Raw genomic sequence first — 20,608 nt, forward strand, 5'->3', positions numbered from 1 at the left:
TTAAATAAATAACGTACAGGGTACTATATTTTTCGTCCTGTCGCTACAATGTACACTTCACGTGAACGTGACCGCGAAGCATCTGGTTTACGAATTTTAACTTTCAAAAATAGAGAGCGAATTTCCCTCAGATATTCATCAAAGCCTTCTCCCTGAAATACTTTAACAATAAAACTTCCGCCGGTAGCCAGTACATCACGACACATATCCAATGCTAGCTCAACCAGATACATGGAGCGGGGAATATCGACTGCAGGTGTCCCACTCATATTGGGCGCCATATCCGACATAACAACCTGGACTTTTTTATCACCAACGCGTTCAAGCAATGCCTTTAATATCTGCTCATCTCGAAAATCTCCTTGCAAGAAATCAACACCAACGATGGGATCCATTAGTAATAAATCACATGCAATAAGCCGCCCCGTCAGGCCAACTTTACTTACTGCATATTGAGACCAACCTCCAGGCGCTGCACCTAAATCAACAACGGTCATACCAGGTTTAAATATTTTATCACTCTGCTGGATCTCATCCAATTTAAACCATGCACGTGAGCGAAACCCTTTTTTTTGTGCTTGAAGAACGTATTTATCGCTAAAATGTTCCTGCAGCCAACGACTAGAGCTTGCTGAACGCTTTTTATTAGCCATTGTTTTTCCAACTATACTTATAAAATAACATCTATCTTTGCCATTTTCGATATACCAAAATTATAGAATTTATGGTGATAACTAAAAGATGGCGGTAGAATGTACCGTTTTCAATCCCACTAAAGCAAAAAACAATGACTCTTAATAAAAAGCAAATACAATATCTAAAAAGCCTTGCTCATCATCTAAACCCTGTTGTAATGATAGGTAACAATGGTTTAACTGAAGGTGTTTTAGCTGAAATCGAACAATCCCTGTCATATCATGAACTTATCAAAATCAAAATAGCGAGTGAAGATCGAGATACCAAAAATTTGATAGCAAACGCTATTGTTAGAGAAACCGATGCTACCAATGTGCAAATTATTGGTAAAATCTTGATACTCTATCGTCCTTCTGATACACACAAGATCATTTTACCTAAATAAGTCTTTTACATTTATACAAAAATGCCATCTCATTTCAGGATAAAAAAGGCCATATTGGCCTCTTTTACTTTTATTTTAAAATTAACTCAAGAATATAACGCTTTAAGATAAAAGGAAAATCAAATATATTCCACTTTCAAAATTTCATATTCAACTTCACCGCCAGGGGTAGTGATGACTGCCACATCATCCATAGTCTTACCGATCAACCCTCGAGCTATTGGTGAATTAACAGAAATGAGATTTTCTTTGATATCAGCTTCATCATCACCCACAATACGATAAATCTGATCTTCATTTGTCGTTACATTGAATACCGTGACTGTCGCACCAAATATTACACGACCTTCATTTTTCATTTTTGTTACATCAATAACTTGCGCATGAGACAATTTAGCCTCAATTTCTTGGATACGCCCTTCGCAAAACCCTTGCTGCTCACGCGCTGCATGATATTCTGCATTTTCTTTCAAATCACCATGTTCACGAGCTTCTGCAATAGCAGCAATAATTTCAGGACGGCGGATATTCTTTAAAAATTCTAACTCTTTACGCAACTTTTCTGCGCCACGTACCGTCATTGGAATCTGTTTCATTAATAAATGCCTCTGATTCTTTCCTAAATAAAAAATTAAATATCTTCCTGATTTTTCTATCATTAAAGCAAATTAGCACTTCTGACAAAACAACATTCTAGGCAAACAAAAAAGGGTTAAACCTTGTTAACTATTAATTTGCAACTTTATTATTCTATCATTTAATTAACCATTCTAACTCACACTTAATGCTAGGTCACCGTTTACTTTTTTCTGCATTACACTTTAGTATGTGTATTATGTCTACTTTTATATACCGCACTTATGGCTTTTTTTAAAAAAATGGGAAGATCATATTGGTTATTTAACCTACTTTTCATATTCAATCAGGCGCTATCAGCACCAATTGAAACTTACATTAATTATCTGCCTGCAGGCACAAATCTCGCTTTTATCGCGCAAAAGGTGGGGAGTGATACTCCATTGATTGATTACCATAGCCAACAAATGGCTTTGCCTGCAAGTACTCAAAAAATTATTACCGCATTAGCCGCATTGCTTCAGTTAGGAAGCGATTATCAATTTGTCACCCATTTTGAAACTGAAGGAAAAATTATCGGTCATCGTTTAAAAGGTGATTTGGTTGTACGCTTCACGGGCGATCCAACCTTAACCCGCCAACAAATTCGCAGTATGGTAGCTGAATTAAAGCAGCTAGGCATTGAACAAGTTGATGGCGATTTAATTATTGATATATCAGTCTTCGCTGGCCAAGATAAGGCTCCTGGGTGGGTATGGAATGATATGACACAATGTTTTAGTGCGCCACCAAGCGCCGCTATTATCGATAAAAACTGTTTCTCAGTCACTTTACAAAGTGGCCAGAAACCTGGCGATATTGCTTATGTCCATACTGCCCCTTTTTATCCTATTAATATGTTCAGCCAAGTTATTACGCTCGCAAAAGGTTCTACTGATGCACGTTATTGTACATTAGATGTTATACCAGGAGAACTAAACCGTTATATACTAACTGGTTGCTTAATTCAACGCACTGAACCGTTACCATTAGCATTTGCCATTCAAAATGGCGCAAGCTATGCAGGAGCCATAATAAAAAATAGCCTGACAGATGCCAAGATAGCGATCACCGGGCATATTAAACGGCGCCACTTGCCTACCATGGCAGGAAATATTTTGGCCACAACAAAATCTAAGCCATTACATCATTTGCTAACAATAATGTTAAAAAAATCTGACAATATGATAGCTGATGCGATCTTTAGAACCATAGGCCGTGAATATTATGGTGTCCCGGGCACCTGGTCTTCTGGCTCCGATGCTATCCGCCAGATTTTAAAACAAAAAGCCAATATTAACTTAGCTAATACAATTATGGTAGATGGTTCAGGGCTATCTCGTCACAATTTAATTACACCAGCAGCTATGATGTCTATTTTGCAATATATTGCTAAACATGATGGTCAACTAAACTTTATTGCTATGTTACCCTTAGCTGGCCATGACGGCACGCTACGTTATCGTGGCGGCTTAGACAACGCCGGCGTTAATGGTAAGGTCTCAGCTAAAACCGGTGCTTTGCAAGGAGTATATAATCTCGTCGGCTTCATTACTACACAAAGTGGTCAACGTATCGCTTTCGTACAGTTTATTTCAGCTTATAGCTTACCACCTGCACAATATAATAGTCGCCGTATTCCACTTGTCCGTTTTGAGGGCCATCTCTACAAAGATCTTTATCGTAATAACTAAAAAAACAAAAGGGTATCTACTCGATACCCGCTAAAAATAATTCGTATTAATTAACGTTTATAAATGAAGTCGATTCCCTCTTCATCGTCTTCATCCCAATCGTCATCATCTATATCCGTTTTATTATCAAATAGTTGCTCTTTATGATAATCATCCCACATAAATTCAGCTTTATCTGCTCCGGTACTATTATCTTGCGATATATTTTGCGGATGGGCTTGCATAAATGTCATAATATCCCAACAAAGTGCTTTAACGCCTAGCTGATTTACCGCAGAAATCTGATAATACTTATCTTGCCATTTTAAAGTTTCAATAATAGCTTTTGCACGATCATTTGCCTCTTCAGTAGTCAAAAGATCAACTTTGTTAAACACTAACCACCGCGGTTTTTGAGATAACTTTTCACTATATTTTTCCAGTTCAGCATCAATTATTTTGACATTCTCAACCGGATCAGAACCATCAATAGGGCAAATATCAATAAGATGCAGAAGTATCGTGCAGCGTTCTAAATGCTTTAAGAAACGAATGCCAAGACCAGCACCTTCTGCTGCTCCCGCAATTAAACCGGGAATATCTGCAATAACAAAGCTTTGCTCACTATCCATACGTACTACACCCAAACTCGGTACCAAAGTAGTAAATGGATAATCAGCAACTTTAGGTTTTGCTGCAGAAACTGAGCGAATGAAAGTCGATTTACCTGCATTTGGCATACCTAGCATGCCTACATCAGCAAGTAACATCAATTCAAGTAGCAATTCTCTTGTTTCGCCTTTCGTTCCCATGGTTTTTTGACGGGGAGCACGGTTGACTGATGATTTAAATCGAGTATTCCCTAAACCATGAAATCCACCTTTCGCAACCATTAAACGCTGCCCGTGACGAGTCATATCACCCACGATTTCACTGGTTGAAAAATCACGTATCCGCGTGCCAATCGGGACTTTAATGGTGTTATCTTGACCACGTTTACCTGTACAATCACGACTTTGGCCATTCTGACCCCGTTCAGCTCGGAAGATGGTTTCAAACCGATAATCAATTAACGTATTAAGATTTTCATCAGCCAACAGATAAACATCTCCACCATCTCCTCCATCTCCACCATCAGGCCCGCCCTTAGGGATATATTTTTCACGGCGGAAGCTAACGCAGCCATTGCCACCATCGCCAGCTATAACTAATATTTTGGCTTCATCAACAAATTTCATTATCTTTTCTCCGCATACTAGACATTATACGCTAGATGGTAGTTTTACCCAGAGATGGTATCACATAAGGTAATATAAAAAGCCCTGCAAATTTGCAGGGCTTTTTTAAACTCTATTTAAAGATCAAAAAAACTTATTCAGCTTCGATACTGACATATTTACGATTTTTTGGTCCTTTAATTTCAAATTTAACTTTTCCGTCAGCCAATGCAAATAGGGTATGATCGCGACCACAACCAACATTACTACCAGCATGGAATTTAGTACCACGCTGACGAACAATAATGCTACCTGCTAACACAGACTCACCACCAAAACGTTTTACACCTAGGCGTTTTGCTTCGGAATCGCGACCATTACGCGTTGAGCCGCCAGCCTTTTTATGTGCCATTAATCTGCTCTCCTAATTCTTAAGCAATACCAGTGATCTTAACATCAGTAAACCACTGACGGTGGCCCTGTTGTTTACGGCTATGTTTACGGCGACGAAATTTAACAATTTTAATTTTCTCACCGCGACCATGCGCAATAACTTCAGCTTTAACTTTGATGCCTTCAACGACAGGAGCACCGATTTTAATATCATCACCGTCGGCGATCATCAATACTTGATCGAACTCAACAGTTTCACCTGTCGCAATGTCTAGCTTTTCCAGGCGAACTGTTTGGCCTTCGCTGACTCGGTGTTGTTTACCACCACTTTGGAAAACCGCGTACATATAAACTCCGCTTAACACACTCCCTTAGCATATTTGATTTCAGAGTGCATTTTATAAATATTCACAATAGGGCGCGAATTCTACGCAAAAAAGCATCAGAAGACAAGCCTAGAATTCAATCTAATAATAAAAAATCTACTTTATAAAGTGTATTTATTCCGTAGCCGTTCATTTGTAATTAATTTTACAGTACAATCTGTGACAGATTAACAGCACAAGACCACACGACTAAATATTATGTTTAGGTAAAATCAAATTGATAAAAGAATTTATAAAATGAATTTAGAATCAATTATCAATCTAACTGCAAAAGATATGGAAGCGGTTAATAAAGCAATCTTGAATCAATTGAATTCAGATGTCCACCTCATTAATCAACTAGGTCACTATATTATTAGTGGTGGCGGAAAAAAAATTCGGCCCATGATTGCTATTCTGGTTGGAAGAGCACTAGGTTATGAAGGAAAAAAGCATATTAATGTAGCAGCATTGATTGAATTTATTCATACCGCAACGTTACTACATGATGATGTTGTTGATGAGTCGACCCTGAGGCGCGGTAAAAAAACTGCAAATGCTGTTTTCGGTAATGCTGCCAGTGTATTAGTAGGAGACTTCATTTACACCCGCTCATTTCAAATGATGACAGAGCTTGATTCTATGCCTATTTTAAAACTGATGTCTGATGCAACAAATGTCATCGCAGAAGGTGAAGTTTCACAATTAATCAATTGTAATAATCCAGACATCACCGAAAGTACCTATATGCAAATAATATATAGTAAAACTGCACGCCTATTTGAAGCAGCGACACATGCATCAGCGATCGTATCAGGCGCTAATGAAACCCAGCAGCAAGCCTTGCGAGATTATGGTCGTTATCTTGGTACTGCCTTCCAACTGATTGATGATCTTTTGGATTATGACGCGGATAGTACTACTATTGGCAAAAATATCGGCGATGATTTAGATGAGGGAAAGTTAACACTACCTCTACTTCATGCAATGAAAAAAGGCACCGCAGAAGAATCCGCACTTATTCGTAACTCAATAGAAAAAGGTAATGGGCGCCATTTACTTAGTGCTATATTAATTACCATGAAACGCTGTGGCTCTCTTGAATATACCCGCGACCGAGCTAGAGAGGAAGCCGATAAAGCGATTAAAGCTCTCGATATCTTACCTGATACATCTTATAAAGATGCTCTGATCAGCTTGGCTTGCATTTCCGTTCAACGCCTCTCGTAATAAAACTTCTCTGGAACAGCTCATCCTGTTCCAGAGTGATCTTCTTCCACTAATATCACTTCACAACAATTGATATAACCAATTAACTTTTCCAATCCTTCCCGTAAAATAAATTTAATAATTTTTTCACGCTCTTTTTTTGTTAATTGTTTATAAGCTTCAACCCAAATTAAAAAAGCATCTTGTCGTTTCCCTTTGCCTCGATAATCAATAGAGTTATCATTTAGTGATAATACATTAAATACATCTTCAGGCAGACTACTAACATGATATTCAACAGCTTTGCCTTGGACTCCACGTTTTCGACGTTGCTCCCAACCTTCCCTGCGAGCCATTAGGTTGATACCTTGTGGTGATGAAGGCAAACCAACCAATCCAGCGAGTTCTTTCGCGGTATACCATTCTTTTTTCATAATTTTCTCGCATCACTTTTGGTATTAATACATAACCTAATTCTGCAAATCTAATCGTTAAAAATGGTGGCTTTCTTGATTATTTTTTTCTTTTTAAAACCCTCCAAATTTCTTAAACATAGAAAAATCATTGAATAAAATCGCAGGGGTATTTCTTTTTTTATGTTTTGCAAATATTGTTCTCCTTTTTACTATCATTATTAACTAATTTTTTTTCTATTAATATCGGACAAATTATTTTATAACTATTAATTCTAAGGAATTAATATGAATTAAAGATTTTTATTTTTGTCATTCTATTATACTGAATTAATATAACTAGAATTAATTATTTACACTCCTAATAAATTGAAGAAAACCTCACTATATTTCCTAAAATATCTGTAAAATTTCTCTATTTTTTGCAATCAAGTTCAAAAAAGAGATTTTTAAGAAAAAAATAAGAAACTATTAAAGAAAAAAAATGTTATTTTATTTCTAATAACAAGTTCTAGTTCGAAATACATGTGAGAACTATCTGTTATTTATACCACTAACACAGCAATATATTTAATAGAAAAAGGATTAAAAATGATTTCACAGAAATCTGATTGGCATCCTGCGGATATTATTGCAGCGCTAAGAAAACGCGGAACAACATTAGCAGCTATATCAAGACAGGCAGGTTTAAGCTCTTCTACCCTAGCCAATGCTTTATCTCGGCCCTGGCCAAAAGGAGAATGGATAATTGCAAACTTTTTAAACCTTCATCCCTCTGAAATATGGCCTAGCCGTTATTACGATTTCAATACAGGAGAATTATTAGAACGAAATATTCGTCAGCCTACTAATAAAAATAACGAATAAATTATAAAAAAACCGCAGACTCATATCTGCGGTTTATTATTTAATGAAGTTAATAATATTATTTATTAATAAAATCTTCGCCTAATTTAATATCTTTATTGAGTGTCTCTAACATATTTTCCAATTTATTTTTTTCATGTGTATTCATAATATTAATAGGTAATCTTTCTTCAATACCATTTTTACCTAAACGTATTGGCTGAGCAAAAAATCGCGCATATTCACCATCACTTTCTACATAAGCGCACTCAATTATATTTTCTTTACCATTTAATGCTTGAATTAATGATAAACCAAACCGTGCTGCTGCTTGTCCCATGGAAAGTGTCGCTGATCCGCCACCCGCTTTTGCTTCAACAACTTCAGTACCCGCATTTTGAATACGTTTAGTTAGCTCCTCGGCTTCCTGTTCAGTAAAGTTAACCGTTGGAATTTGAGAGAGTAACGGTAGAATCGTTACGCCTGAATGGCCTCCAATAACCGTCACTTCAATTTCTTGCGGTTTTTTACCTTTTAATTCAGCAACAAAAGTGTTAGAACGGATAATATCTAAGGTTGTTACCCCAAATAGTCGATTTCTATCATACACGCCAGCTTTTTTTAATACTTCTGCAGCTATCGGAACGGTGGTATTAACCGGATTAGTAATAATACCAATTAACGCCTTAGGACAGCTATGAGCCACTTTTTCTATCAGATTACGCACGATACCGGCATTGATATTAAACAAATCTGAGCGATCCATTCCCGGTTTCCTGGCAACACCTGCCGAAATTAATACTACATCGGCACCGTCAAGTGCAGGTGTCGGATCTTCACCAGCAAAGCCAATGACCTTTACATCTGTTGGAATATGGCTTAAGTCTTTAGCAACACCAGGAGTCACAGGAGCAATATCATAAAGTGAAAGCTCTGAGCCTGATGGAAGCTGGTTTTTAAGAAGAAGTGCAAGTGCTTGACCGATACCACCTGCTGCCCCAAGAATAGCTAATTTCATGCTGATACTCCTTTATATGATGACACTTCGAAATGGCTTAAAACTTTCAATCTATTACATACGTTATTCATATGGCAGTCTATTAATTACGACTAATTGTTGTTAATAGATGAGTCTTGTAAATTTTTTCTTTTATTTTAAATAAAATCTTTATCAACTAATGCGATAAGGAACACTTTTTTAATATTGCTTAGGTAGCAGCATAAGGTATAGACACAAGGTTTTTTTACAATTAACATTATTTTTTAAACAAAGATTTATCGTCAATTTCCACAAAGTAGACAAATAACTAACAAATAATTTTTATTATTGCTATTTTTATTATTTTCATAGCACTATAACTAGACTGCTTGTTGCATAAAAATTCACCTTTATACATAATATCGCTCTACTTAACGTCTTGAAAAAGGTGATTTATGTATGCTTCTTCTAAACAAGAAGATCTCGTGAAAGCTTTTAAAGCTCTGCTCAAAGAAGAAAAATTTAGTTCACAAAGTGAGATTGTTATAGCACTTCAAGAGCAAGGCTTTGAAAATATAAACCAATCAAAAATTTCTAGAATGCTGACTAAGTTTGGCGCGGTGCGTAACCGTAATGCTAAAATGGAAATGGTTTATTGCCTACCCGCTGAACTGGTAGTTCCTACAACAACTAGCCCGCTAAAAAATTTGGTATTAGATGTTAATTACAATGAATCAATTGTGGTTATTCGTACTAGTCCTGGCGCTGCGCAACTCATTGCTCGTTTATTGGATTCTTTAGGAACTTCAGAAGGAATTTTAGGTAGCATCGCTGGCGATGATACTATTTTTTCTACCCCAACTCTGGGATTTACCACCAAACGACTTTATGAAGCCATCTTAAATTTATTTGAACAAGAGTTATAAACGTCAAAGTTATCGCGCTGATTAGCGCGATAATATGAAATGAATTGCTATCTTAATTAACAAAAATAATCCAACTATTAATCTTGGCCTAATTTGGCTAAACTGCACGCACACAAGGAACACAATTCCTTAAAAAACTTCTATAAAATTTGACTCAGGACCTTGGTCATGAAAACATTAGACGAATTTATCGTTGAAAAACAACATGATTTTCCTCATGCTACTGGTGAACTTACTGCATTATTGTCAGCAATTAAATTAGGTGCAAAAATCATTCACCGCGATATTAACAAAGCCGGTTTGGTGGATATTTTAGGCGCAAGTGGTGCCTCTAATGTTCAAGGCGAAGTTCAAATGAAACTTGACCTATACGCGAATGAAAAATTAAAAGCTGCTTTGAAAGCAAGAGGAGAGGTTGCTGGTATCGCCTCTGAAGAAGAAGAAGAAGACGAAATTGTTATTTTTGATGGTGATCGAGCAGAAAATGCCAAGTATGTTGTGTTAATGGATCCTTTAGACGGTTCATCAAATATCGATGTAAATGTTTCCGTTGGAACTATTTTCTCTATTTATCGCCGTATTACACCGATTGGGCAACCGGTTACTAAAGTAGATTTTTTACAACCAGGCCATCAACAAGTCGCTGCCGGCTACGTTGTGTATGGCTCTTCAACCATGCTGGTATATACAACCGGTTATGGCGTGCATGCCTTTACCTATGATCCTTCTCTGGGCGTCTTCTGTCTATCTCACGAAAAAGTAATGTTTCCGACCCAAGGTAATATGTATTCAATCAATGAAGGAAATTATAGTAAATTTCCATTAGGGGTAAAAAAATATATAAAATATTGCCAGGAACAAGATCCCGCTACGTTTCGCCCTTATACCACCCGTTATATTGGCTCTCTGGTGGCAGATTTTCATCGAAATTTACTAAAAGGTGGTATTTATATTTATCCAAGTACCGCAAGCCATCCTAAAGGTAAATTACGTTTGCTATATGAATGTAATCCAATCGCTTTTTTAGCCGAACAGGCGGGAGGTAAAGCAAGCGATGGTACTAATCGGATTTTAGATATTGTTCCAGAACAACTGCATCAACGTGTACCTTTCTTCGTTGGAACAAAATCTATGGTAGAGAAAGCCGAAAGCTTTATGTTTGAGTTTTCAGTTAATGAATAACGCCCTATCAACCAATAAAGGCAATCGATCCGGCCTTTATTGTTAAGATTATTTTTATAATAAGATCCTATCTGATAGTGAGTTTTTCTTTCGTTTACGGCTATAATAGCCGCTACTCAATTTTAGTTTTAAATAAAGGACATTTTTTATGAGCCTAAATAACGTACCGGCGGGGAAAGAACTGCCTGAAGATATCTATGTCATTATAGAAATTCCAGCGAATGCTGATCCGATAAAATATGAAGTAGATAAAAATTCTGGCACCATCTTTGTCGATCGTTTTATGTCGACTGCTATGTTTTATCCCTGTAATTATGGTTATATCAATCATACTCTCTCACTAGATGGCGATCCGGTTGATGTTTTAGTTCCGACACCATATCCGCTACAACCAGGAGCAGTAATCCGTTGTCGCCCAATCGGTGTATTAAAAATGACCGATGAATCCGGTGAAGATGCAAAATTAGTTGCTGTGCCTCATTCTAAATTAACTAAAGAATATGATCATATTAAAGATATTAACGATTTACCTGAATTATTACGCGCGCAAATTAAACATTTCTTTGAACACTATAAAGATTTAGAACAAGGCAAATGGGTAAAAGTGGAAGGGTGGGAAAATGTTGATGCGGCAAAAGCCGAAATTCTTTCTTCTTTTGAACGCGCAGCTAAAAAATAACCATCATAGCGATTTAACCAGATCCCCTTTATTATCAATAAATGGGGATTTGGTTAGAAAAATTTATTTGCTTTTTCCATCACGTTTTAGCCAATCACCACTTTCAATTCGCCGTAAACCATCTACCGGAAGTTTATAAAGATAAATCCATGCATTACCATAAGGTGTAGATATCAACTCTCTTTCATAATCTTGGGAATTCCTTTTTAATTCATCAAGCTCAGTCAAAATCGATGGTGTAATACGATAAACTTCACATTCTATCGTCCCTTCACCACGTATTACTGCAGGGTAATAACCTAAGTCATAAATCTCATAACCTTCCAACCTATACTCTCCTAATAGCTGAGCATAGGTCATCCAATGATGATTTCCCTGTTTACGTCTTAAACTACCATAAACAATTATACGCATAATTAAAACTCAAACTGATAAAGCAAATCTAGTGCCTGATCAACACCAGACACAGCTTCTAGATACAATTTTGGCATCAAACGATAGCGTAGCGTTAATGTAGCAAGAGAATTAAATATTCCTACACCATATTTAACTTGCAAATCATTAGTTATCTTACCGCTCACTACAACTTGAGATTTGTCACCAACTCCCTGAGTATCTAATGCTAAGTCGGAAACACCAAATGTTTCACCAATACTTCCCAATAATTTTCCACTTTTGGAAACTCCCATACTAATCAGCAAAGCAGCCATATGGGTACTATCTGCACCACTACTATCTAACCCTTCACCTCTAAGCAAATAAGACAGCGCTTCTTCCTGCGATTTAACTGGCTCAGAGAAAATTGTTGCTTTTGGCTTATCAGCCAAGCCTGTAACTCTTACACCCGCAATCACATTATCATGGGTACTCTCTGGATTGCGGATCGCTTCTACATTTAAGAATGGCTGATCAACGGGGCCAGAAAATAAAATTTGTCCTTTACGTACAATAAGATCTTGCCCATATGCATGAAATCGCCCTTCAGGAATATTAATCTGGCCATTTAAACCCAATCCTTGTTTATCTTGGATAACTTTTAATATTCCTGTTAATCGAGCTTTTAAACCAAATGCATCCAAACGAACATCATTGCCAATTTTAATCTGTAGATTGGTTAAGATTGGTATTGATATACCTTTTTTCTCTATTGGCTGTAAATTTGCGTCTAACATCACTTCATCTGATGAAACGCCAACTGCTGATTCCGGCAATTCTTGTACCGTAATACGTGCCCAGGGAATATTTACATTACCATTGAGACTTAATAAATTAGGTGTAGCTTCAAAAACAATATCCGGCTCCACATCAATACGAACCATTGGCGGTAAGGTTATTCGCAGTTTGTTACCGGTGGCAGAAACTCTCGCTTGCCAAGCTTTAATATTAGGCCAATCCGCCTCTCCGGTTAACTTTAAATAACCTTCTGGTGTATTAATACGTCCTGTTAATTGAGAATGAGTTCCCATAAAATTCAGTTTGAGGAAAGCCTGATTGATATCAAATGGAAACCAGTGTCCTTTTGCTGCCACATTAGAAAGTGCCAAATCACCATTTAATAGTGGCTGCTTCATATTGCCAGCTAAACTTAAATTGGCATTCAAATTGCCATCTAAACTTTCACCTTTACTTAGCACTGGACGAATTAATGCTAATGTAATATTTTCAATATTAACCCTACCTGATAATTTACGACTTTGTTCCGGATCGTCAATCCGTATATTGCCTGAAAATTTACCATTATTGTTAATTTGTATTAACCACTGTAATGCCGCCTTACCATTACTGATGTCTGCATTTAATGTTAGCGTTTGAAATTCAACTGGTAACAATGATCCTTCAATTAATTGCTTAATTTTCACACTATTACCAAGCAAATTTACTTTTGCCTGGGGCGAACGACCATCCGCATACCAACTCACTTTGGCATCCCCATCAAAACTGCCGGTGAGCTGAGTTTCAGTGGGCAAAAAGGGTTTAAGCAGCGCTAAATCAAACTGCTGTAGTAGAATATCTGCATTACCTGATTTACCAATTTTAGCCGTTTTAGACAGACACAAACGCCCTTTAGCATTTAACCAGCAATGCGGGGACAGCGTGACTTCCTGTTGTTGATTAGCATACTCAATCACTACTGGCCGACTTAATTGCCATTCACCGATCGGTGTGTTAAATAATGTATTATCTAACACGCCTTGCCATAATCCTTTCTGTCGATCAAAACGGCCTTTCAGTATTAAATGACCTGAAATCGGTTTTCCATCGATATTCATTTTAACGCTATGCTGTTGTTCATTACCTTTAGCATCTAGGTTGAAATTGTGCACAACTAAATCGGCCTGTTTCAACTGATGAATAGCAACGGTTAACTGACCATGGATCTGTTTATCAGAACGGATATCACCTTGAATAATTGCTTTATCGATAGCTAAATCATTTTGCCATTTAACCTTGCGGGCTGCGAGATCAACCATTAATTGTGGTGACATTAAATCACCTCGTAATTTTAATTGTCCCTTTATGACACCCGCTAAACCAGGTAATACACCATCGAGACCAGGTGCATCAACTATTCCATCCAGTTGCCATTTGTCATTAACATGTCCATTAATAGCGAATTTATTGCGGCCGAGTAAAACATTGAACACCGGAATGTTCCATTGACCTGCGGCATTGCCGCTTATCTGTCCGCGGGTGCGTAATAAATTACCTTTTACATTACCATCCAAGCTAATTTCAGGGACTGTTAATTGCCAGCTACCCCCATGAACACTACCTGTCGTGACGATTTTACCCTGTAATTTAGCTGGCCATTGTGGCCACTGTTTTGCGGTATTAATATCAGATATAGTTAATAATCCATTCCAACTTATTGCTTTACGCCAATCAATAATACCGATTAATTCTGTTTTTCCCTGCAATGCATTCAATCGCAAACTCGTTAACCGAAACTGTTCTTCATTCCCTTTAGCATCAAGCGTTAATAAGGTCGGAGGCACATTCCGTCCATCAATATTGGTGCGCAATGACAGATCATAACCCATCACCTTACCATTCATACGTAAACGCAGATCTTTTAAACGATATTCTGGCGCGCCTTGCAGTGGCCAATTAAGTTGCTGACTTTCTAAGGTTAATTGAATTGGCAATCCTGCCTGTGATAAGGCTACTTCTGCGATCAAATTAGCCTTGATGGGGCCCGTTAAACTTAACATTAATTTAAGCTGTTGTAATAAAGCCCCTTTTAGTTTCAAATCAACTTGTTGGCCTTTAAGATCATCCAGATAAGATACAGCTTGAGCGGTTATATTGACCGGCCACTGCTGAGCCAAATTAGCATCACCGGTGAGAGTAATCTTGCCTTCAGGCGCCACAACAGCAAATTGCTTAATAGCTATCTGCTGATTTTGTACGTTAGCCATTAATGTTAAATTATCAATCACTACTTTAGTATCACCAGTTAAATGCCAGTTTATTCCTTGAATCTGCTCAATATTAATATCAATAGGCAACACGACTTCAGGTAATTTAGCCAATAAGGGCTTAGCAAACAGGGCTTTTAATGTTTCAGCCGGTGTTTTATCTGCTACCTCATTAGGGGTTTTTGTCACTATTTTTTCTGTCGCTTTATTTTCTGCCGCTGAGGTTTTTGGCAAATTAATTACTAATCCATTAATTGTCGTTGGTTTAATTGTCAATAGATTAGCTTGCCAATCCGCTGCCATGGTTAATTCAGCCAGTGAAACCTGGGTGTTATCAAGCTGGATGCTGATATTTTTTAGGATTAACTGATTTAAAAAAATAGGATAAGGCGTCGACAATTTAGTTAAAGGTTTTGAGCTGGCTTGCTCTTTGGCAGATGGAAAGGCTTTGCTATCAATCTTAACATTGACGCCTTCAGTTGAAATATTATTAACGCACAATTGAAAGCGTTTTAAACAGTTAACTTGGAGTGAAAGATTAAATTTATCAACATCAACATTAATACCCTTGGTTTGATAACGAACTCCTTGCAAATTCAAATCATTCCAGCCACCAGAAATGGTCGCAATTTCTAATCCTGGCAACCAACGTACCGCGGTGTTAAGGACAAAATGTAAGCCTGATTGCGTGGTAACTATCCAACCAATCATCGTTAATAATATTAATAACAAAAACAATAGAGCTAGACTAATACGTTTTATCCATTTCATAGCTCAGCACCTAACCCAATATAAAATTGTACTTTGCTATGATCAGGATCACCGACCGGCGCGGCAATATCCAGTTTAATTGGCCCAACAGGTGAAACCCAGCGAATACCAACACCAGCACCGACTTTAAAATCATTCTTATTAAAATCATTGACCGCCTCACCACCATCAACAAATATGGCACCCCACCAGTTGCCCGTCACATTATATTGATATTCCAGTGAGCCGACGGCTAATTTGGCAGCACCGGTCAATTTTCCTTGGCTATTGGTGGGGGAAATTTTTTGATAGCCATAACCTCTAATACTGCGATCACCACCAGCAAAAAAACGCAGATCGGGAGGGACTTTGTCAAATCGATTAGCTTCTATCCACCCCAGATGGCCTCTTACAACGAAACGATGCCCTTTCCAGGGTGTTCTTATCCACACATTTTGCGCTTGTAATACAATAAAATCGATATCTGAACCCCAGATAGTATTAGAAATATCAATAGTATATCGCTGGCTATCCCCCCAATAGGGCATAGCGCCACCTCGTTGTCGCATGCGGCTGAGACTGACGCCAGGATACAACAGCATAGTCGTATTGGTTACATTTGCCTGAGTAAAATGGCTGAGACTCCAGCGCAAATTAACACCATATTGCCAACCTTGATAATAATCCCAATTCCTTAATAAATTTAGGGTTGTCGTATCAGACTGAGTATCATTTAGGTCAGTACGTTTGAAGCCGGCCTGAACGGCATAATATTGTTCTAAGGGACTCTTTTTGAGTGGAATTTTATAGCTTGCATCAATAATTTGTTCAGGTTGCGAAAGACTAAGGCTGGAAGTAAAGCTCTGTCCTCTGGAATTAATCCAAGGTTTATTCCAAGTCGCTTTGACTCGAGGACCTACATCGGTGGAATAACCCCCACCTAATTCAACATGATTACGCGCACGGGGCGTTAATACTGCATCCATTGGCAGAATATGCGTGCCTTTCTCTCGTGCTTTATTAATATCAGGTGTAACAATGGCGGAATTGAACCAACCCGTATTGACTAACCGTTGATTGAATTCAGCTAATTGCTCAGAAGCGTAATAGTCTCCTTGTTTAAAAGGAACAATATTATTTAAATAATCTTCGCGAATTTGTGCGCCTTCATATTTGATAGCGCCGAAACGATAACGCTCACCACTATTGAAATCAAATATCCAGTAAGAAGCTCGATGAGCTAATGAGACACCTAACTGACTTTTTTCCATTTCTGCATCAAAATAACCTTTACGGACTGCCAAACGACTAAAGCCCTGTTTCAAATCTTCATAATCGCCATGATTAAGAATAATTCCTTTGGGGGGTGTATTGCGGGCTATCATTACCGCATAGTCTTTATCATATTTAGCCTCACCCTTTAGAGTTATCTTAACATCTGCAACATGAACAGGTTTTCCAGGATCAACTTTCGCTGTTAAAACAGGTCGAGACGGTGGTTGAAATTCTTGATAAGAAAATTCAATAGTGGGTTCATAATAACCTAACGGCCTTAATCCTAAACGAATTGCTTTATCAACCCTCACGCGAAAACGGCCATCAGTGGCAATTTCATCCTGAGTGATACTTGAGAGCTGAATACGAACGTTTTTTTCAAGTTCTCCTGTCAAACCCTCAACTTTTAAACGAAGATTGGCACCATTGGCAACAGGGACTACCATCGACATACAAAGAAAACAAAGCAAAGAATATCTTGGCACGCCAACTCCTAATGGAAAATAACGATAAAAACTCACTCATTTTGGTTAAATTAAACAAGATATACAAGATATTAATGATAAATAATGCAATCTTTCACTCTCTATTTTGGCGCAATTACGGTCGCTAATAGCATGGCTAAAACATTTTTAACTAATAGCACTATTGGTTATTTATTTTTAAACCGTTAAGCCAAAATTTATGCACCAAATACCTTATTAAAAATAGCAACTTTCTTTCGAAAAAACGAAATGCAAAAAATTTTCTTTTCATAAAAATTTAAGAAAGGGATATAAATAGAGGATAGGCTGAAAAATAATTACCAAGTAACCCCAAAATTTGGTAATTATATTATTGCTAGAACAGCTAAATGCGGTCAAGTGGATATATTAGGGTTAATCATTACATCTATTCAAATAAAAGTCTGAATATTTTAATTAGCCTGAACTTCTTCACTACCTGGCGATACAATCTGTTTTGTATCTGTTAGGGCAATAAAAGAAGCCGTTTTAGTTGCTAATGGAAGGTTAGCCGTAGGGTTAAATAGTAAGCAAGTCACGTCTGGACGTGAATAATGGCCGACCGGATCAGCGATTGCTTTGGCATAGGTAATTGCGGCAGGTTCGAGCGTGGCCAAGAGTAGTCCTTCCTCATTTTCTGCCAGAGGGGTTGTTAACTCACGGCCATCTGGACCAAATATACGCGCATGACCCCCACCTGCTTTTAACAAATTCCGCTTAGTCTCATCAGTACATAACTGTTCAATCATCTGCTCTGACACAATGGCACACGGCGCAATAACAAAACATTGCCCTTCTGCTGCATAGGATCGTGAAAGCGCGAGATTAACTTCCGGACTCAAAGCTGCGGTTGCATCGCGATAAAGGCTAAAACTAGGCCAAGCCGCAATATGAATTTGCTCATGCTGAGCATACATAACATATCGCGTTAACGGTTGAATGTGTTCCCAACAACACAATGCCCCAATCACGCCTAACTGAGTGGTAAATGTTTTTAGCGATGAACCATCACTTTCACCAAATAGAGTGCGCTCAACATGGGTTGGTTTAAGTTTTCGCCGCACACCGATCGTTTCTCCCGTATTACTGATAAGCCATTGAGCCATATAAAGCGTACCATGATCTCTTTCACTCAGACCCAATAGCAGCCAAATATTATTCTCTCTAGCAACCGAAGCGATATGCTTTGCTTGTTCACTGCCTAATACTAAAGAATTTTGATAATATTGATAAACTAGTGGGGTTAATGCGGCAGGTGAGTCCAACCAAAGAAACCAGGGATAACCCGGTAGCCAATTTTCCGGAAAAGCGATCAATTCCGCCCCTTTACATGCCGCTTCTTTTATTAAATCGATAGTTTTATCGATAGTTCCTTCCAAATCCATAAATACCGGAGCTGCCTGTACACAGGCAACGGTGATTGATTTATCCATTATTAATTCACCTTATAGTTGAATATCGCATATCATTTATGTTTGCGATTATACAAATGAAGTGCTTAATAATGTTATTACCCAAAAGCAGCAAGTTTATCAGGCTCTATGCTTTAGAGCCTGATATTAAAGTCTACCAGATACGGATTCTCTCTTTAGGTGCCAGATAAAGCTTATGCTCTTTTTCTACCTTAAAGGCTGCATACCAATCATCCATATTACGTACCACGCCATTGGCACGATAGGGATTCGGACTATGGGGATCAGTCATAATTTTATTACGCTCGGACTCTTTATTCGCTAACTCCCGCCACGTTCTCGCCCAGGCAATAAAGAAGCGTTGTAACCCCGTCATTCCATCAATAATCGGCGGTTCACCATTTGGATAATGTTCTTTAGAAAATTGCTTATAAGCATTGAGGGCAATATTTAACCCACCGAGATCACCAATATTTTCACCTAGAGTGAGTTTACCGTTAACCGTTAAACCATCAATTTTAAACCCATTATACTGCTTAATAAGTTTGGCGGTTTTTTCTTTAAAATGCCGCTGTGAAGCCGCTGACCACCAGTTTCTTAATTGCCCAGTTCCGTCATAAAGGCGACCTTGATCGTCAAAGCCATGTCCCATTTCATGCCCGATCACCGCTCCAATGGCACCATAGTTATAAGCAGGATCAACATTTTGGTCAAAAAATGGCGCTTGCAAAATAGCAGCCGGGAAAACAATTTCATTCTGAACGGGATTATAGTAAGCATTAATTGTTTGTGGCGTCATCCCCCATTCCCACTTCCTGACTTTTTCACCGATCCTGCTCATATTATCTTGATAGAGCCAGTTTTGTACTTGCAGATAATTGTCGAATAATGTATCTGGTTGCAAGTGCAGGGTACTAAAATCATGCCATTTTTCAGGGTAACCAATTTTAACTGTAAATTGGTTAAGCTTATTTAGTGCTTCCTGGCGGGTTTGTTTATCCATCCAGTCATTATTTTGCAAACGAGTTTTAAAAGTCCCTTTGACATAGCTCACCAAATTTTGGATCTTATTTTTAGCCTCAGGATCAAAATAAGTTGCAACATAAAGTTGCCCCAATGGCTCCCCTTGTAGTTTATTAACAATTTCTAATGCCCGTTCTTTACGTGAACGCTGTTGTTTAATACCATTTAATTAGCTTGAATAAAAATTAAATCGAGCATCAGAAAAAGCTTCATTCAAGTAATTGGCTTTACTACTCAGATAATGGAAAAGTAAGTAGTCTTGTAAGGTAGATACCGGGGTATTAGCCAATATTTTTGCCAGTTGCTGAACTGCACTGTCATTTTCTACGATAACTTTGGCAAGTTGTTCATCAGAAAGTTTCCATTGTTGAATAAAACCTTGCCATTGATAATCTGGCGTAAACTTGTTCAATTGGCTAAGCGACATTGGATGATAATTTTTCAACGTGTCACGTGCAGATTCTGGTGTCCAATGAACTTTTGCCAACGATTTTTCTAACGCAAAAATTTGCTTAGCCTTTAATTGCGTTTCTTTTTCTCCAGCTAATTGTAAAATAGTGGCAATATAAGCGACATAATCCTGACGGATAGTCTCCATCTGTTTAGTCTTATCCAGATAGTAGTTTCTATTATAAGCCTAAACCCCCT

19 protein-coding genes and 1 pseudogene are annotated in these 20,608 nt (G+C 37.8%); 7 read left to right on the forward strand and 13 right to left on the reverse strand.

The features are described from left to right. Window positions 1-23: 23 nt before the first annotated feature. Window positions 24-653: a 23S rRNA (uridine(2552)-2'-O)-methyltransferase RlmE gene (gene rlmE, locus ArsFIN_RS01740; protein WP_026821832.1), complete on the reverse strand. Its 630-nt coding sequence runs from the start codon at window positions 651-653 to the stop codon at window positions 24-26. 134 nt (window positions 654-787) lie between these two features. On the opposite strand from rlmE, the gene yhbY reads away from it, so the two are divergent. Beyond that, window positions 788-1,081: a ribosome assembly RNA-binding protein YhbY gene (gene yhbY, locus ArsFIN_RS01745; protein WP_026821833.1), complete on the forward strand. Its 294-nt coding sequence runs from the start codon at window positions 788-790 to the stop codon at window positions 1,079-1,081. 119 nt (window positions 1,082-1,200) lie between these two features. On the opposite strand, the gene greA is transcribed toward yhbY, so the two are convergent. Next, a complete protein-coding gene (greA, locus tag ArsFIN_RS01750) occupies window positions 1,201-1,677 on the reverse strand; it encodes a transcription elongation factor GreA (RefSeq protein ID WP_026821834.1) in 477 nt (158 codons plus the stop codon). A gap of 282 nt (window positions 1,678-1,959) precedes the next feature. Between greA and dacB the strand changes: the two genes are divergently transcribed. Then, entirely contained in the window at window positions 1,960-3,390 is a 1,431-nt protein-coding gene (gene dacB / locus ArsFIN_RS01755) for a serine-type D-Ala-D-Ala carboxypeptidase (protein ID WP_034249240.1), read from the forward strand. A 50-nt stretch (window positions 3,391-3,440) separates the two neighbouring features. Here dacB and cgtA read toward each other — a convergent pair whose 3' ends face one another. The 3 genes from cgtA to rplU all read right to left on the reverse strand — a co-directional run bounded on the left by cgtA (window position 3,441) and on the right by rplU (window position 5,326). After that, entirely contained in the window at window positions 3,441-4,607 is a 1,167-nt protein-coding gene (cgtA, locus tag ArsFIN_RS01760) for an Obg family GTPase CgtA (protein ID WP_026821836.1), read from the reverse strand. 133 nt (window positions 4,608-4,740) lie between these two features. Beyond that, on the reverse strand, window positions 4,741-4,998 hold the full coding sequence (gene rpmA, locus ArsFIN_RS01765) for a 50S ribosomal protein L27 (RefSeq protein WP_026821837.1): 258 nt from the start codon (window positions 4,996-4,998) through the stop codon (window positions 4,741-4,743). Window positions 4,999-5,017: 19 nt separating this feature from the next. Then, window positions 5,018-5,326, reverse strand: a complete 309-nt coding sequence (gene rplU, locus ArsFIN_RS01770; protein ID WP_026821838.1) for a 50S ribosomal protein L21 — start codon at window positions 5,324-5,326, stop codon at window positions 5,018-5,020. Window positions 5,327-5,602: 276 nt separating this feature from the next. On the opposite strand from rplU, the gene ispB reads away from it, so the two are divergent. Further along, complete coding sequence (ispB, locus tag ArsFIN_RS01775) at window positions 5,603-6,574, forward strand: octaprenyl diphosphate synthase (protein WP_026821839.1); 972 nt, start codon at window positions 5,603-5,605, stop codon at window positions 6,572-6,574. Between the two features lie 20 nt (window positions 6,575-6,594). Here ispB and ArsFIN_RS01780 read toward each other — a convergent pair whose 3' ends face one another. Continuing rightward, a complete protein-coding gene (locus tag ArsFIN_RS01780) occupies window positions 6,595-6,987 on the reverse strand; it encodes a DNA-binding protein (protein WP_026821840.1) in 393 nt (130 codons plus the stop codon). Window positions 6,988-7,557: 570 nt separating this feature from the next. Here ArsFIN_RS01780 and ArsFIN_RS01785 point away from each other — a divergent pair. Next, the gene (locus tag ArsFIN_RS01785) at window positions 7,558-7,833 is read left to right on the forward strand and encodes a helix-turn-helix domain-containing protein (protein WP_026821841.1); all 276 of its coding nucleotides are present in this window, start codon (window positions 7,558-7,560) and stop codon (window positions 7,831-7,833) included. A 58-nt stretch (window positions 7,834-7,891) separates the two neighbouring features. Here ArsFIN_RS01785 and mdh read toward each other — a convergent pair whose 3' ends face one another. Continuing rightward, the gene (gene mdh, locus ArsFIN_RS01790; protein ID WP_026821842.1) at window positions 7,892-8,830 is read right to left on the reverse strand and encodes a malate dehydrogenase; all 939 of its coding nucleotides are present in this window, start codon (window positions 8,828-8,830) and stop codon (window positions 7,892-7,894) included. 416 nt (window positions 8,831-9,246) lie between these two features. Between mdh and argR the strand changes: the two genes are divergently transcribed. From argR to ppa, 3 genes are all read left to right on the forward strand, one after another. Beyond that, a complete protein-coding gene (gene argR / locus ArsFIN_RS01795) occupies window positions 9,247-9,717 on the forward strand; it encodes a transcriptional regulator ArgR (protein WP_026821843.1) in 471 nt (156 codons plus the stop codon). A gap of 168 nt (window positions 9,718-9,885) precedes the next feature. After that, complete coding sequence (gene fbp, locus ArsFIN_RS01800) at window positions 9,886-10,899, forward strand: class 1 fructose-bisphosphatase (RefSeq protein ID WP_026821844.1); 1,014 nt, start codon at window positions 9,886-9,888, stop codon at window positions 10,897-10,899. Window positions 10,900-11,047: 148 nt separating this feature from the next. Continuing rightward, entirely contained in the window at window positions 11,048-11,578 is a 531-nt protein-coding gene (gene ppa, locus ArsFIN_RS01805) for an inorganic diphosphatase (RefSeq protein WP_026821845.1), read from the forward strand. Window positions 11,579-11,641: 63 nt separating this feature from the next. Here ppa and ArsFIN_RS01810 read toward each other — a convergent pair whose 3' ends face one another. The 6 genes and pseudogenes from ArsFIN_RS01810 to ArsFIN_RS28095 all read right to left on the reverse strand — a co-directional run. Then, the gene (locus ArsFIN_RS01810; protein WP_026821846.1) at window positions 11,642-11,992 is read right to left on the reverse strand and encodes a gamma-glutamylcyclotransferase family protein; all 351 of its coding nucleotides are present in this window, start codon (window positions 11,990-11,992) and stop codon (window positions 11,642-11,644) included. Window positions 11,993-11,994: 2 nt separating this feature from the next. Continuing rightward, complete coding sequence (tamB, locus tag ArsFIN_RS01815; RefSeq protein ID WP_026821847.1) at window positions 11,995-15,768, reverse strand: autotransporter assembly complex protein TamB; 3,774 nt, start codon at window positions 15,766-15,768, stop codon at window positions 11,995-11,997. Next, entirely contained in the window at window positions 15,765-17,507 is a 1,743-nt protein-coding gene (gene tamA, locus ArsFIN_RS01820) for an autotransporter assembly complex protein TamA (RefSeq protein ID WP_026821848.1), read from the reverse strand. Before tamA ends, tamB begins: the two co-directional genes overlap by 4 nt. 431 nt (window positions 17,508-17,938) lie before the next feature. Beyond that, entirely contained in the window at window positions 17,939-18,958 is a 1,020-nt protein-coding gene (locus tag ArsFIN_RS01825; RefSeq protein WP_081700610.1) for a carbon-nitrogen hydrolase family protein, read from the reverse strand. 133 nt (window positions 18,959-19,091) lie between these two features. Further along, entirely contained in the window at window positions 19,092-19,940 is an 849-nt protein-coding gene (locus tag ArsFIN_RS27110) for a M13 family metallopeptidase (protein ID WP_338023348.1), read from the reverse strand. Then, window positions 19,932-20,558: pseudogene (locus tag ArsFIN_RS28095) on the reverse strand (M13 family metallopeptidase); the annotation flags it as partial. The pseudogene ArsFIN_RS28095 and the gene ArsFIN_RS27110, both read right to left, overlap by 9 nt. Window positions 20,559-20,608: the final 50 nt, after the last annotated feature.

This window comes from Arsenophonus nasoniae (assembly GCF_004768525.1).
GTDB classification, from domain to species: Bacteria; Pseudomonadota; Gammaproteobacteria; order Enterobacterales; family Enterobacteriaceae; genus Arsenophonus; species Arsenophonus nasoniae.

Coding starts and splice junctions, on each gene's coding strand:
- rlmE (WP_026821832.1), bottom strand. CDS start 653: ATGGCTAATAAAAAGCGTTCAGCAAGCTCTAGTCGTTGGCTGCAGGAA.
- yhbY (WP_026821833.1), top strand. CDS start 788: ATGACTCTTAATAAAAAGCAAATACAATATCTAAAAAGCCTTGCTCAT.
- greA (WP_026821834.1), bottom strand. CDS start 1,677: ATGAAACAGATTCCAATGACGGTACGTGGCGCAGAAAAGTTGCGTAAA.
- dacB (WP_034249240.1), top strand. CDS start 1,960: ATGGGAAGATCATATTGGTTATTTAACCTACTTTTCATATTCAATCAG.
- cgtA (WP_026821836.1), bottom strand. CDS start 4,607: ATGAAATTTGTTGATGAAGCCAAAATATTAGTTATAGCTGGCGATGGT.
- rpmA (WP_026821837.1), bottom strand. CDS start 4,998: ATGGCACATAAAAAGGCTGGCGGCTCAACGCGTAATGGTCGCGATTCC.
- rplU (WP_026821838.1), bottom strand. CDS start 5,326: ATGTACGCGGTTTTCCAAAGTGGTGGTAAACAACACCGAGTCAGCGAA.
- ispB (WP_026821839.1), top strand. CDS start 5,603: ATGAATTTAGAATCAATTATCAATCTAACTGCAAAAGATATGGAAGCG.
- ArsFIN_RS01780 (WP_026821840.1), bottom strand. CDS start 6,987: ATGAAAAAAGAATGGTATACCGCGAAAGAACTCGCTGGATTGGTTGGT.
- ArsFIN_RS01785 (WP_026821841.1), top strand. CDS start 7,558: ATGATTTCACAGAAATCTGATTGGCATCCTGCGGATATTATTGCAGCG.
- mdh (WP_026821842.1), bottom strand. CDS start 8,830: ATGAAATTAGCTATTCTTGGGGCAGCAGGTGGTATCGGTCAAGCACTT.
- argR (WP_026821843.1), top strand. CDS start 9,247: ATGTATGCTTCTTCTAAACAAGAAGATCTCGTGAAAGCTTTTAAAGCT.
- fbp (WP_026821844.1), top strand. CDS start 9,886: ATGAAAACATTAGACGAATTTATCGTTGAAAAACAACATGATTTTCCT.
- ppa (WP_026821845.1), top strand. CDS start 11,048: ATGAGCCTAAATAACGTACCGGCGGGGAAAGAACTGCCTGAAGATATC.
- ArsFIN_RS01810 (WP_026821846.1), bottom strand. CDS start 11,992: ATGCGTATAATTGTTTATGGTAGTTTAAGACGTAAACAGGGAAATCAT.
- tamB (WP_026821847.1), bottom strand. CDS start 15,768: ATGAAATGGATAAAACGTATTAGTCTAGCTCTATTGTTTTTGTTATTA.
- ArsFIN_RS01825 (WP_081700610.1), bottom strand. CDS start 18,958: ATGGATAAATCAATCACCGTTGCCTGTGTACAGGCAGCTCCGGTATTT.
- ArsFIN_RS27110 (WP_338023348.1), bottom strand. CDS start 19,940: ATGGATAAACAAACCCGCCAGGAAGCACTAAATAAGCTTAACCAATTT.